Genomic DNA, 13753 nt, shown 5'->3' with positions numbered 1-13753 from the left:
ATGGGGGCCTGTTCGCAGCCGCTTCAGTGCCAGCTTCACCATGGGAAGGGCTCCGTGCGGAAGGCGACCACGGAGCCGATCAGGACACGGCCATCGGTCAGGCCGCTCGTCGACGCGGCGAGGAAGTCAAAATAGATGGGCCAGTCATAGAAGCTGCGCACCACCACGATCTGGTTGGCTTCACCGGCGGTGAAATGGGTGGCCGCAATGTTGCCATGGCTGTCGACGGGGCTTGTCGGAGTGTAGGTGTTGAACGAGGTATAGGCTTGGACATCCACGTAGAGATGGCCCTGGCAATCGACCAGGTTGTACATGCCAGCGCAGACCGTGTCCTTGAACTGCGCGGCCGACATGCCGCTGGCCTTGGCTTCTCCCGTACGGATGAGGCGGGCCGCGTCGCTTGTGGCGGTGGAAAGCACGTCGCCCATGAAGAACATCAGGGCCGACTCGAAGATGGCAAACAGCAGGGCAACGAAAGGGATCGAGATGAGTGCAAACTCGATGGCCGTCGATCCGCCCTGCGACGCGAGATAGCGGGCGAACATCGCCGCAAGCCGGTTGCGTTGGCCCGCTTCGGGGCGCCGAGTCCTCTGTCCTGCTGATCTGCACACTCTCAGGCCATCCTCAGCCGAAGTCCTGCAGACAATTGAGCGCCACAGGGCGCCAAGGAAGACTTATCCCTGTCGGTAAAATTTGACGGGGCGCCGGATTGTTGTGCGCTTCGAAGGTCAGTGATCGATCTTGGGCGGCTGTCCCTGCTGATCCTGCGACGGCGCAGCGGTAGCCACGGCGGACGTCGTCTGCGAACTGGCGCCCAGGCTCGAGTGTGCCCCGCTCTGGCTGATGGCACCGCCAAAGTGGCCGCTGTCGTCGCCCGGCACGACGGCGGCCTGGCAGATGGGATGGCACGTGAGCGATTGGCGCAGGGCCCCCTTGTAGACAGTGACATAGTTGTCCACCGCCTCGGTGACCATGATCTGGGTGTCGGAAATGGTCTCGCCCTGTTCGTCCAGGACGATCATGTTGGTCTGGCCGTAGCCGCGTCCGGTGATGATCAGCGTCTGCGGGTCCTGCATGGTGGCATCGGCGATGCCTGGGTTGCCGATGATGATCGTCCCGGCAGGGGCGGCAACGCGGAAGATCTTCGCCTGATCCAGCTGGACATCAACCTCTTCCGACGCCTGCGCCGTTAGGGTGGAGGCGGCAAGCAGAAGCGCGGAGGCCAGCGGCAGTCTGAAGGCGAGGGGTGACATTTCCATCTCCGGTAACGAAGTCTTCACCCTGATCATGACCGCTCTTGGTAAATTTTTGGGAAAGGCGGTTGCAGTTGCCTGTTTTCCGGCAGGCCACGAGGCCGGCGGCCAATTGCCTGTGTCGAAATACCGGCCTGCGACGAGGGCGTGGGTCCTGAGCCAGAAGGCCGCTTTTCGGGCAGAGTCCACGGAAAGCAATAGATCGGCGGCCCAAATAGAGTTAACCGACTGTTACATGGTCGTTGGTTCAGTTTACTTTAACCATCGGATCATAATCGCAGTAATGGCGCTGTTTATGCGTTCCTCTTAACCTCGTGGCAACGGGTATGCCCTAATGTCGACTTCGGTTCAGACGGGTCGGGCAAACAAAAAAGACCTTCGAACCTGTGCTGTCAAAAGAAGTGAGCTAGGAGAAAACCATGAAGAACCTCGTTTCGCGTTTCGTCAAGAATGAGTCCGGCGCCACCGCTATCGAATACGGCCTGATCGCTTCGCTGATCGCCGTTGCGATCATCACGGCTGCCACCAGCCTTGGCTCGGGTATCGCCAACACCTTCACCAACGTGAAGAACCAGCTGCGCTGATACTGCTCGGGGCGACCGGAACGCCGGTCGCCCCACTCCTTCGACTGATGAATGGGACGCGGCAACGCGTCTTTTTTTTTGCCTGTGCCAAACCGCTATTCCGGTCAATTCGAGCTTAACGGTTTCAGCGATAGCTTGAGGCTACCCGCTTGCCGGTGATTTTGGGTCAACCCGAACGGCGGGAGCCTCAAGGCGACACACAAGACATCGAGGATGCCCCGTGATAGCTGCGCTCGCCACAGTTGGAATTCTGATCTTCCCTGTCATGATGACCGTGGCGGCTGTCAGCGATCTCATGACGATGACGATCTCCAACAAGATCTCCATGATCTTGTTCGGCGGATTCTTCGCGGCGGCACTTCTGGCCGGCATGCCCTATCCGATGATCGGCTGGCACATGGTGATCGGCCTCATCGTACTGATCGCCACTTTCACGATGTTTGCCTTCAATCTCCTGGGCGGAGGGGACGCCAAGCTGGCGGCGGTGGCAGCCTTGTGGTTCGGCACGGACCAGGTGTTCGTGTTCCTGATCTATACGGCCCTGTTTGGCGGTGGCCTGTCGCTGGCCATTCTTGGCTTCCGCAAGTATATCCTGCCGCCGCGTCTCGCCGCGGTTGAATGGATCGCGCGTCTGCATCAGGACGGCGGCGACATTCCCTATGGAATCGCGCTCGCCGCTGGCGCCATGGTTGCCTTTCCTGAAACGCAGTGGTTCAAGCTGTTGGCAGCGGTGCTCTGAGGGCGGGCTGCGCTCTTCCATCCCTTCGGGTGTTCCGTGCCGGTGTCGCGCGATGCGACCCGCGGGCTCAAGCGCTTCATATCCTTGCAAAATAACACAGATTTTTGAGTTTCATGTCGGTTTTGACATGTGCTCTGTCGCTTTGGTTGCACGAGTAATTGATAAAATTTCGGATGCCGAAATGCCGGCTTCTTGTGACATTTCCTTCTAAATTCTGAATCCACCGGGCAAAATGGGACAATTTCAAACCTCGCATTAACCATAAATTCAGAGCTTGTCGCGTGTAGTGTCCTGAGACGTACGGTGCTCAAAGGATTTGAGGCGCGGGGCAAGAACATGCGACCCATTCAATTGGTGATTCTTCTGGTCGCTCTTGGAGCTGCCGGTGGGGCGGGCCTTCTGGCGATGAAAATCAGCGACCGCCCCCCCGTCGAGCAGCCTGTTGCCGGCCAGCCTGTGGTGCCGAACATCGAGACCGAAGAGGTTCTCGTTGCTTCGCAGAATGTCAGCATCGGCGGCGGCTTGTCCGATCTCAACGTGAAATGGGCCGAATGGCCCAAGAGCGGTGTGGCCGAAGGCTATGTCGTGCGCTCCCAGCGCCCCGATGCCGTCTCCGAAATGAAGGGCATGCTGGCCCGCGCGCCGATCCTGGCCGGTGAGCCGATCCGGGAGGCGCGGCTGGTGCGGTCCGATCGCGGCTTCCTGTCGGCGATCCTGCCTTCGGGCATGCGTGCCGTGGCGGTGCCCGTGAATGTCGCCTCGACGGCTGGCGGCTTCGTGCTGCCGGAAGACCGCGTCGACATCATGCTTGTCAGCAATGACGGCAAGAGCGGGCCGAACGTGAAGGTCCTGCTCAGCAACATCCGGGTTCTGGCCATCGATCAGAAGGTGGAACAGACCGGCGAGGACAAGAATGCCACCATCGTCGCCCAGAACACGGCAACGCTGGAGCTGACGCCGGACCAGACGCAACTGGTTCTGCAGGCCCAGCAGATGGGCAATCTGTCGCTTGTGCTGCGCTCGATTGCCGACGCCAACGCTCCCGCGGCGGAAGCGTCGGAGGAGCGCAAGGCTCGCGGCGTATCAATGGTCAAGTTCGGCGTGGTCTCCCGCGTCTCGGGTCAGCAATAGGCTGCACAGACAGCAGTTCGGCAATTCCAGGGACATCAGGTCATGAACCTTATCCTCAAGAGCCTTTTCCTAGCAGCCACTCTCGCGATTGGCACCTGCGCGGCGGCACAATCCGCTTTCGCTGCAGATGCCGCCGTGGGATTGACCGATGTTGCCGATCTGCAGGGAAAGGTGGTCAACCTCGGGCTCAACAAGTCGATGATCATCGATCTGCCTGAGGACATCAAGGATGTGCTGGTGTCCAATCCGGCCATCGCGGACGTGGTGGTGCGCACCCCGCGCAAGATCTATCTGATCGGCATGTCGGTCGGCGAAGCCAACGTGTTCCTGTTCGCCAATGGCAATCGCCAGCTGGCCCAGTTCGAATTGTCGGTTGGCCGCGATACGGCGGCGCTCGAGAGCACGATTGCAAACTCGGTTCCCGGTTCGAAGATTCGGGCGCAGTCGCTTGGAGATTCCCTGGTTCTCAGCGGCACCGCAACGTCAGCGGAATCCGTGGCGATTGCGGCCAACATCGCTGCCAAGTTCGTCGGTTCACCCGAAAAGGTGATCAACTCGGTGACCGTCGCCGGGTCCGACCAGGTCAACCTGCGTGTCGTCGTGGCCGAAGTCCAGCGCAATACCGCGCGCAAGCTCGGTGTCGACATGGTGGGCCTGGCCAATGTCGGCGGCGTGACCTTTGCGCCGATCTCGGCGCCATCGAACTCGCTGAGCTACAACCTCGCCAACATCGCAAACCGCACCATCGGTGGGCAGGCCAACACGCTGTACACGGTCGCCAATGGAACGGCCAATGGCGCCTTCGGCATCGGTACCAGCAACTTTGCCGCCGTGGTCGATGCGCTCAAGACCGAGGGTGTGCTGCGGTCGCTGGCTGAACCCAATCTGACCGCTGTCTCGGGGCAGACGGCCAAGTTCCTGGCCGGTGGCGAAATTCCCTACATCACCACCTCGGGAACACAGACGACGACCGAGTTCCGTGACTATGGTATCCAGCTGCAGTTCACGCCGGTGGTGCTGTCGTCGGGCCGCATCAGCCTTACCATCAACACGGAAATCTCCGACGTCGACAACACGCTGACGGTCAACGGCGGTTTTGCCCTGACCAAGCGTCAGGCGCAGACGACGGTGGAACTGCCCTCGGGCGGCGCAATCGCGCTCGGCGGTCTGTTGAAAGACAATATCACCAAGGCAAGTTCGGGCATTCCCGGGCTGACGGATGTTCCCATCCTTGGCGCCCTGTTCAAGAGCGAATCCTACAAGCGCCAGCAGACCGAACTGGTGATCTTCGTCACCCCCTATCTCGTCAAGCCTGTCGATCCGCAGGAGATGGTCCGCCCGGACCAGAACCTGAACTTCCAGGCGGACGCGCAGGGCTACTTCCTGCACCAGATCAATCGAATCTACCGGGCCAACGGCGCGGCGGCGAACGGGGCCTACAGCGGCCGCGTGGGCTTCAGCTACGAATGAGCGCGCCTCGCGAACGGAGCATTGTCATGGCAGAATTTCTTCCGACCAAGGCCAGCAAGGCTCGCGTGACGCGGGTTCTGCAAAGGAGCACCCTCGTGCTGCTTGCCGGTCTGGCGCTTGCGGGGTGCAACTCGCAGGGGCAGGTGATCACCGAGGGGCTGCCGACCGACGGCTATCGGACCCGCTACCCGATCGCGGTGGCCGAGGCGCCGCAAAATCTCGACATTCCCGTCGGCTCCGGTGCGACGTCGCTGCAGCCCTTCATGCGCGACATCGTTCTGTCCTTCGCCGACGACGCGGTCCACAATGCGACCGGAACGGTGGTGATCCTGACGCCGGCCGGCTCAGGCAATCAGATGGTTGCCTCCTATGTTGCGCGCGACGTACATCGCGTCTTGCGCCAAGGCGGCCTGCCGGAACGCATGATCGAAACGCGCAACTATTCCGTCGGCAATCCCGGCGTGAATGCGCCGTTGCGCCTGTCGTTCAACAAGATCAAGGCCGTGAGCCCGCCCTGCGGACAATGGACGAGCGATGCTGTCCCTGACGATTCGAAGGGCGGCGATGGGGCCGAGTTCGGCTGCTCGACGCAGGCCAATCTCGCCGCCATGGTTGAGAATCCCAATGACCTGATCACGCCGCGCGCCGAGACTCCGGTGCCCATGTGGCGGCGTTGGCAGGTGATGCAGTCCTATCAGTCCGGCGGCGCATCGTCCGGGTCCTAAGTCACGTCGAGCATGCAAGGTTTGCCTTTCCCATGATGAACGACGACATCTCTTCCACCCGCAACGCGGCCCGCATCGAGGAAAACGCCTCGCTGCGCCCGGTGCCCCGCATTGCGATCCAGGCTTTCTGCGACACGCCGGAAGTTGCCTCCGTGCTTGAACAGGCGGCGGCTGATCGGCGCATGTCCAAGGCGCATGTGAAGATCCACATGGGCGGTCCTGCGGCAGCGCTCGACTTCTACACCAGCGCGCCGACGCCAAACCTCCTGTTCATCGAAAGCCGCGACAGCCGCGAAGGCATTCTCGAGCAGATCGACAAGCTTGCTTCGGTGTGCGATCCCGGCACCAAGGTGATCGTGATCGGTCACAGCAATGACGTGGCGCTTTACCGCGAGTTGTTGCGGCGTGGTGTCAGCGATTATCTGGTCACGCCCTTCGATCTCTATGACGTGATCCGGGAAGTCGGCGAAATCTTCCTCGGCAGCAACTCGGAGCCCATCGGCCGAACGATTGCCTTCATCGGCGCGCGCGGCGGTGTCGGCTCCTCGACCGTGGCCCACAATGTGGGCTTTGCCCTGTCGCGCCTGTTCGAGGGCGATGTGGTGATCGCCGACCTCGACCTGCCGTTCGGCACCGCTGGTCTCGACTTCAACCAGGACCCGACCCAGGGCATCGCCGACGCGGTGAATTCGCCCGAGCGCATCGACGACGTGTTCCTCGACCGCATCCTGACCAAGTGCGCGGAAAACCTTGCGCTGTTGGCGGCACCGGCGACGCTGGAAAAGGCCTATGACCATGGTGAGGACGCCTTCACCCAGATCATAGACGTGGTCCGCAACGGTGTTCCTGCGGTGGTTCTGGACATGCCGCACATGTGGACGTCCTGGGTGCGCCGCACGCTGGCCGTGGCCGATGAGGTGGTGATCACCGTCGGTCCGGACCTTGCGTCCCTGCGCAATGCCAAGAACCTTGTCGATCAGCTCAAGCCGCTGCGCCCCAATGACTCGGCCCCCAAGCTGGTGATCAATCAGCTCGGCATGCCCAAGCGTCCGGAGATCAAGCCGGACGACTTCAAGAAGGCCCTGGGGCTCGACATCACCATGGCCTTGCCCTTCGATCCTCAACTGTTCGGAACGGCCACCAACAACGGGCAGATGATCGCCGAGGTCAATGCCAAGAGCCCGGTGGCCTCGCAGTTCGATCAACTGGCGGGGCTCCTCACCGGACGGCAAACGTCGCGCGTCGGCAAGAAGAGCGCTCTGGCGCCCTTGCTGGCACGCCTGCCAAAGATGCGCCGCAAGGCCAGCTGACAGTCGGCGGAGATCAACGATGTTTGGCAAGCGCGGCAGTTTCGGAACCGGAGGCGACAACAAGGGGCTCCCGCCTCCTGCGGCGCCACGTCCCGTCGAGCGGGCGCCCGCACCGGCGGCCCCGGTTGCAGCCAAACCTGCGGCCGAGGCCCGGCCGCCTGCCGTTGTCGATACCGGCGAACGGCGCAAGTCCGAAGGCTATTACGACACCAAGTCGTCCATCTTCTCGGCGCTGATCGAGACCATCGATCTCAGCCAGCTGGCCAAGCTGGATCTTGAGACGGCGCGCGAGGAAATCCGCGACATCGTCACCGACATCATCTCGCTGAAGGCGGTGGTGATGTCGATTTCCGAGCAGGAAGAGCTGCTCGACGACATCTGCAACGACGTTCTCGGCTATGGTCCGCTGGAGCCGCTGCTGGCCCGCGACGACATCGCCGACATCATGGTCAACGGCGCTGACGCCACCTTCATCGAAGTGGCCGGCAAGATGATCAAGACGGGGGTGCGGTTCCGCGACAACCTCCAGCTCATGAACATCTGCCAGCGCATCGTCAGCCAGGTCGGCCGCCGCGTCGACGAAGCCTCGCCGATCTGCGACGCGCGCCTGCCCGACGGTTCGCGCGTCAACGTGATTGCGCCGCCGCTTGCGATCGACGGTCCCACGCTCACCATTCGTAAGTTCAAGAAGGACAAGCTGACGCTGCCGCAGCTGGTCCGCTTCGGGTCGATCACGCCCGAGGGTGCGACCATCCTCGAGATCATCGGTCGTTCCCGCTGCAATGTCATCGTTTCGGGTGGTACCGGTTCGGGCAAGACGACGCTGCTCAACTGCCTCACCGCCTATATCGAACCCACCGAACGCATCATCACCTGCGAAGACGCGGCGGAACTGCAGCTGCAGCAGCCGCATGTGGTGCGCCTCGAAACGCGCCCGCCCAATCTGGAAGGCGAAGGCCAGATCACCATGCGTGATCTCGTCAAGAACTGTCTGCGCATGCGTCCTGAACGCATCATCGTCGGCGAAGTGCGCGGCCCGGAGGCCTTCGACCTCCTCCAGGCCATGAACACCGGTCACGACGGTTCGATGGGAACCCTGCACGCCAACAGCCCGCGCGAGGCCATTGGCCGTATCGAATCCATGATCTCCATGGGTGGCTTCACGCTGCCGGCGAAGACCGTGCGCGAGATGATCGTCGCATCTGTCGATGTGATCGTCCAGGCGGCGCGTCTGCGCGACGGCTCGCGCCGCATCACCCATATCACCGAGGTGGTGGGTCTCGAAGGCGACGTGGTGATCACCCAGGATCTGTTCGTCTACGAAATCGTCGGCGAGGATGCCGACGGCAAGCTGATCGGCCGGCACAAGTCGACCGGCATCGGGCGTCCCAAGTTCTGGGATCGCGCGCGCTATTACGGAGAAGAGAAGCGGCTCGCGGCGGCCATCGACGCCTCGGAAGTCGGGCCGGATGCCGCCTATGGCTAGTCAGGTTGGAGTTGAGGCGCGAACGGGCAGTGTTCGCCTTGGAGTGGGTCCATGCTGTTTGGCGTAAGCACAACCATTTTGGCGATGATCGCGCTGGCCGGCTTTGCCGCGGCGGCTCTGTTCTACGCCTTGCTCTATGGTCGCATCGAGCAGCAGGCGACCGCCGAAAAGCGTCTGGGCAAGGTGGCCGAGGCGCCACGCGGCAAGGATGGAAAGGCCGAACCCGGTTCCGCCCGCCGCCGGACGGTGCAGGACACGCTCAAGGACATTGAAGTCAAGCAGAAGCACAAGGCTTCGCAATCCACCAATCCGCCACTGTCGCTGCGGCTGCAGCAATCCGGCCTGACGATCACCACCAAGCAGTTCTATGTCTACAGCGCGCTGTTGGGGCTCGGTCTGTTTGTGGTTTGCTTCATTCTCGGCATGTCCCTGCCGCTCATGGTGGGCGTCGCCTTCGTCGGGGCCTTCGGCCTGCCGCGCTATGTGGTCAACTTTCTGCGCCGTCGTCGCCAGAATGCCTTCACCGAGGAACTGGCCAATGCCGTCGAGGTGATCGTGCGCGGCGTCAAGGCCGGTCTGCCGCTCAACGATTGCCTGCGTATGATCGCGTCCGAGGCCAAGGAGCCGGTTCGCTCCGAGTTCAAGGCGGTCATGGATTCGGTGCAGCTGGGCATTCCCATCGACGAGGCCATCGGCAAGATGTACGAGCGCGTGCCACTGCCGGAGACCAACTTCTTTGCGATCGTCATCGCGATCCAGAGCAAGGCCGGCGGCAATCTGTCGGAAGCCCTGGGCAACCTCGCCAAGGTGCTGCGCGAGCGCAAGAAGATGCGCGCCAAGATCCAGGCCATGAGCATGGAGGCCAAGTCTTCGGCGACAATCATCGGCGCGCTGCCGATCATCGTTGCCACCCTCGTCTACCTGACCAGTCCTGACTACATCATGGTGTTGTTCACCACCACCAAGGGACATTTCGTGCTGGGCGGTTCGGCTCTGTGCATGGGCATCGGCGTCTTCGTGATGAAGAAGATGATCAGTTTCGACTTCTGAGGCGGGCATGGAAAAGTTCATGGAAACGGCCACGAATCCCGTGGTGCTCATGTCGGTGCTGGTGTCGATCGCGATCTTCGCGACGGTGATCACCCTTACCCTGCCGCTCTTCTCGTCCGACAAGCTCGGCGCCCGCATGAAGGCCGTGTCGGTGGAGCGCGAGAAGATCCGCGCGCGCGAACGGGCCCGGCTGCAGGCCGAGACCCAGCGCACCTCGATCAGGGGCAAGGAATCCAAGCGCTACATGCGCAACCTTGTGGAGCGGCTGTCGCTGCGCAATGCCTTGCTCGACAAGAAGGGCGAAGAGAAGCTGAAGCAGGCCGGTTTCCGGTCAGAAGCGGCCACGACGACCTTTCTGTTCGCCCGCTTCGTGCTGCCCTTCCTGTTCATGGCCATCGCCGCTCTCTATGTCTTCGTGATCCTGAAGATCGACCGGCCCTTGCCGATGCGGATCTTCATGTGCATCGGCGCCGGCTACCTCGGCTTTGTTGTTCCGGTGCTCTTCGTGTCCAACGCGGTGCAGAAGCGGCAGCTTTCGGTGAAGCGCGCCTTCCCCGACTCGCTCGATCTGCTGCTGATCTGCGTGGAATCGGGCATGTCGATCGAAATGGCCTTCCGCAAGGTGTCGGAGGAAATTGGCGCCCAGTCCATCCCACTGGCCGAAGAGCTCAGCCTGACGACGGCCGAACTGTCCTATCTGTCCGATCGGCGGCAAGCCTATGAGAACCTTGCCAACCGCGTCGGTCTGGACGGGGTGAAGGCCGTCTGTCTGGCGCTGATCCAGTCGGAGCGCTATGGCACTCCGCTCGGCACGACGCTGCGCGTGCTCAGCCAGGAAAACCGCGACATGCGCATGAATGAAGCGGAGAAGAAGGCCGCCGCGCTGCCGCCGAAACTGACGGTGCCGATGATCGTGTTCTTCCTGCCCGTGCTGTTTGCGGTGATCATGTCGCCGGCGATCATCAAGATCACGTCGATGCACTGACCCCCAGGTGCTCGTCACCCACACGAAAAAGGCCCGGACATCTGCCGGGCCTTTTCATTTTCCGTTGGTGGAACCGAAGCTTACTTGGTGCCGTACATGCGGTCGCCGGCGTCGCCGAGGCCGGGGACGATGTAGCCCTTCTCGTTGAGATGGCTGTCGATGGCCGCCGTGAATACGGGAACGTCAGGGTGGGCTTCGGTGAAGTGCTTGACGCCCTCGGGGGCGGCCAGCAGGCAGACGAAGCGGATGTCGCGGGCACCACGTTCCTTCAGCTTGTCGACGGCAGCGATGGAGGAGTTGCCGGTGGCGAGCATGGGGTCGACGACGATGGTCAGGCGGTCGCTGAGATCGGCGGGCGCCTTGAAGTAATATTCGACCGGCTGCAAGGTCTCATGGTCACGGTAGATGCCGATATGCGAGACGCGGGCGGCCGGGACCAGATCGAGCATGCCTTCGAGAAGACCGTTGCCGGCGCGCAGGACCGAGGCGAAAACCAGCTTCTTGCCTTCGAGCGTCGGCGCCATCATGGGCTCCAGCGGCGTCTCGATTTCGACTTCCATCAGCTTGAGATCGCGCGTGACTTCATAGCAGAGCAACGTGGAAATCTCGCGCAGGAGGCGGCGGAAGCTTGCCGTCGACGTTTCCTTCTTGCGCATGATGGTGAGCTTGTGCTGCACCAGCGGATGGTCGATCACCTTGACGCCGTTCATGAGATCCTCGTCCTGAATAATTGAGCTGGCGCGACTTTAGCCAGTTGAGGCGCCGTGCGAAACCGGCAAAAGCGCTGATCTCCACCGGATTCGGTCACAGACGCGCCAGCAGTTTCGCCTTGGTGGCCGCATCGCAGAAGGCATCCTCGATGGCCATGCGGGTGACGCGCAGGAGCTCGGCGTCGGTGAAGCCGAAATGCTCGGCCGCAATGGCATATTCGCGATCGATCGACGACCAGAAGAATGGCGGATCGTCGGAGTTGAGCGACAGGCGGACGCCCGCGTCGAAGAAGGTGCGCAAGGGGTGGCTTGCGAAATCCGTGAAGGCGCCGAGGGCGATGTTGGAGCCCGGGCAGATCTCCAGATGGACGCCTTCGTCAACCAGGCGCCGCACGAAATCGGCGTTCTCGATCGACCGCACCCCATGGCCGATGCGCTTGAGGGGCAGGGCGTTGAGGGTGTCCTCGACGTGGTCCCAGCCCTGCCATTCGCCGGCATGGCAGGTGAGCGGCAGGCCAGCCTCGTGGGCGATCATGAAGGCGGGGACGAAGTCCCAGGGCTCGAAGACGCGTTCGTCGCCGGCCATGCCGAAACCGACCACTTCCGGGATCAGATTGTCGACGGCGACCTTGGCGGCGCCGATGGCATCAGCCGGGCCAAAGTGCCGTTCGATCAAGGGGATGATGCGACCGACGATGCCGGTCCTGGCCTCGGCCCGGCGGATGCCCTCGGCGACGCCGCCGAGATAATCGGCATAGGGCAGGCCGTTGCGGCGGGCAAAGTCGGGGGAAATGAAGAACTCGGTGTAGAGGCAGCCGACCTGGCTCTGCCCCACGAGATAGCCTTCGACCAGTTCGGCGAAGTCTTCGGCCGAGCGGAAGACCGAGGCCGCGACGTCGTAGGAGGCGATGAAGGTGGAGAAATCGGTCCAGCGATAACGACCTTCGGCATCAAAAAGGCGCGAGACGTCAACGCCATAGCGTTCCGCGTTGCGGCGTACAAGTTCGGGAGAGGCCGTCGCTTCAAGGTGGACATGAAGCTCGGCCTTCGGCAGGTGTGCGGTCATGGAATGTCTTTCAGATCAGGCTCTTGCCGTGGGGACCCTTGGGAAGGCCCAGCCAGGCGGCGATGGTTTCGGCCATGTCGGCAAAGGTTTCGGACGGACCGGCCGAACCGGGCACCACGCGGGCACCGGCCATCAGCACCGGCACGCGCTCGCGGGTGTGGTCGGTGCCGGGCCAGGTGGGATCGCACCCGTGATCGGCGGTGAGCAGCAGGAGATCGTCCGGCTGCAACAGCGCCTCAACCTCCGGCAACCGGCGGTCGAAGGATTCAAGGCAGGCGGCATAGCCTGGAACGTCACGCCTATGTCCAAAGCTGCTGTCGAAGTCGACCAGGTTTGTAAAGATAAAGTCGCCCGAGCGTGCGTCATTCATGGCGGCCAGCGTCAGGTCGATGTTGTCGTCGTTATTCTTGCCCTTGCGCAGCTCGGTGATGTTGGTGTGGGCGAAGATGTCCCCGATCTTGCCGATGCCGATCACCCGGCCGCCGGCGGCTTCGACGCGAGCCAGCACGGTGGGCTCCGGCGGCGGCACGGCATAGTCGCGCCTGTTGGATGTGCGCTTGAAGGTCGATGCGGTCTCGCCGAGGAAGGGGCGGGCGATGACGCGACCGATATTGTAGCGGTCCACCAGCTTGCGGGCGATCTGGCAGTGTTCGAGCAGGCGATCGAGACCGAAGTGGGTCTCATGGGCGGCGATCTGCAGTACCGAGTCGGCGGAGGTGTAGAGGATCGGCTTGCCGGTCTTGATATGCTCCTCGCCGAGGCTTTCGATGACTTCGGTGCCGGACGCGTGGCGCAGGCCGAGGACGCCGGGCACGCCGGTCTCACGGATATACGCGTCGATAAGCTCCTGGGGCAAGCAAGGGATCTCGTTGGGGAAATAGCCCCAGTCGAAGGGCACGGGCACGCCGGCGATCTCCCAGTGACCGGACGGGGTGTCCTTGCCGCTGGAAGTTTCGGCCGCCGCCGTGTAGCGGCCTTGCGCCTCGGTCAGCGCAAAGCCGACCGGACGGTTACCGGTCGCCTGTTCGGCGGCAAGGCCGAGGCCGAGCCGTTCGAGGTTGGGCAGGCGGAGCGGGCCAGCGCGCAGGCCCTCGCGGTCGCCGGCACCGGTGGCGCAGGCGGCGGCGATGTGGCCGAGCGTGTCGGAGCCCTTGTCGCCGAATTTCTCGGCATCCGGCGCTCCGCCGATGCCGAAGCTGTCGAGCACGATGACGATGGCGCGGGGCATGGCTCTCTCCTCAGGC

At 62.5% G+C, this 13753-nt stretch carries 14 protein-coding genes; 9 read left to right on the top strand and 5 right to left on the bottom strand.

Annotated elements, in window-relative coordinates:
* Positions 1–35: 35 nt before the first annotated feature.
* Together L2I41_RS09875 and L2I41_RS09870 are read right to left on the bottom strand one after the other, a co-directional pair.
* Positions 36–545: a TadE/TadG family type IV pilus assembly protein gene (locus tag L2I41_RS09875; protein WP_237153379.1), complete on the bottom strand. Its 510-nt coding sequence runs from the start codon at positions 543–545 to the stop codon at positions 36–38.
* A gap of 183 nt (positions 546–728) precedes the next feature.
* Complete coding sequence (locus L2I41_RS09870; RefSeq protein ID WP_237153378.1) at positions 729–1253, bottom strand: pilus assembly protein N-terminal domain-containing protein; 525 nt, start codon at positions 1251–1253, stop codon at positions 729–731.
* A 419-nt stretch (positions 1254–1672) separates the two neighbouring features.
* Between L2I41_RS09870 and L2I41_RS09865 the strand changes: the two genes are divergently transcribed.
* From L2I41_RS09865 to L2I41_RS09825, 9 genes are all read left to right on the top strand, one after another.
* Positions 1673–1837 carry a Flp family type IVb pilin gene (locus L2I41_RS09865; protein WP_237153377.1) on the top strand — a complete coding sequence of 55 codons (165 nt, stop codon included), beginning with the start codon at positions 1673–1675 and terminating at the stop codon, positions 1835–1837.
* A gap of 220 nt (positions 1838–2057) precedes the next feature.
* The gene (locus L2I41_RS09860; protein WP_390634079.1) at positions 2058–2576 is read left to right on the top strand and encodes an A24 family peptidase; all 519 of its coding nucleotides are present in this window, start codon (positions 2058–2060) and stop codon (positions 2574–2576) included.
* A 336-nt stretch (positions 2577–2912) separates the two neighbouring features.
* Entirely contained in the window at positions 2913–3707 is a 795-nt protein-coding gene (cpaB, locus tag L2I41_RS09855) for a Flp pilus assembly protein CpaB (protein ID WP_255720136.1), read from the top strand.
* A 135-nt stretch (positions 3708–3842) separates the two neighbouring features.
* Positions 3843–5177, top strand: a complete 1335-nt coding sequence (locus L2I41_RS09850; protein ID WP_237153375.1) for a type II and III secretion system protein family protein — start codon at positions 3843–3845, stop codon at positions 5175–5177.
* A gap of 26 nt (positions 5178–5203) precedes the next feature.
* Positions 5204–5902 (top strand): CpaD family pilus assembly protein, encoded by a 699-nt coding sequence (locus L2I41_RS09845; RefSeq protein WP_237153374.1) that lies wholly within the window; start codon positions 5204–5206, stop codon positions 5900–5902.
* Positions 5903–5934: 32 nt separating this feature from the next.
* Positions 5935–7212 (top strand): AAA family ATPase, encoded by a 1278-nt coding sequence (locus L2I41_RS09840; protein WP_237153373.1) that lies wholly within the window; start codon positions 5935–5937, stop codon positions 7210–7212.
* 19 nt (positions 7213–7231) lie between these two features.
* A complete protein-coding gene (locus L2I41_RS09835) occupies positions 7232–8698 on the top strand; it encodes a TadA family conjugal transfer-associated ATPase (protein ID WP_237153372.1) in 1467 nt (488 codons plus the stop codon).
* Between the two features lie 54 nt (positions 8699–8752).
* Positions 8753–9748 (top strand): type II secretion system F family protein, encoded by a 996-nt coding sequence (locus L2I41_RS09830; protein WP_237153420.1) that lies wholly within the window; start codon positions 8753–8755, stop codon positions 9746–9748.
* A gap of 19 nt (positions 9749–9767) precedes the next feature.
* The gene (locus tag L2I41_RS09825; RefSeq protein ID WP_237153371.1) at positions 9768–10733 is read left to right on the top strand and encodes a type II secretion system F family protein; all 966 of its coding nucleotides are present in this window, start codon (positions 9768–9770) and stop codon (positions 10731–10733) included.
* Positions 10734–10813: 80 nt separating this feature from the next.
* Here the strand turns inward: L2I41_RS09825 and upp are convergent, their stop codons facing one another.
* From upp to L2I41_RS09810, 3 genes are all read right to left on the bottom strand, one after another.
* A complete protein-coding gene (gene upp, locus L2I41_RS09820) occupies positions 10814–11443 on the bottom strand; it encodes a uracil phosphoribosyltransferase (RefSeq protein WP_237153370.1) in 630 nt (209 codons plus the stop codon).
* 94 nt (positions 11444–11537) lie between these two features.
* Positions 11538–12509 carry an adenosine deaminase gene (gene add / locus L2I41_RS09815; RefSeq protein ID WP_237153369.1) on the bottom strand — a complete coding sequence of 324 codons (972 nt, stop codon included), beginning with the start codon at positions 12507–12509 and terminating at the stop codon, positions 11538–11540.
* 10 nt (positions 12510–12519) lie between these two features.
* Complete coding sequence (locus L2I41_RS09810; RefSeq protein ID WP_237153368.1) at positions 12520–13737, bottom strand: phosphopentomutase; 1218 nt, start codon at positions 13735–13737, stop codon at positions 12520–12522.
* Positions 13738–13753 lie beyond the last annotated feature (16 nt).

The organism is Oryzibacter oryziterrae, assembly GCF_021864535.1.
Classification (GTDB): Bacteria; Pseudomonadota; Alphaproteobacteria; order Rhizobiales; family Pleomorphomonadaceae; genus Pleomorphomonas; species Pleomorphomonas oryziterrae.
The sequence above is the reverse complement of the archived record's forward strand: the minus strand, read 5'-3'. Positions and strand labels throughout refer to the sequence as shown.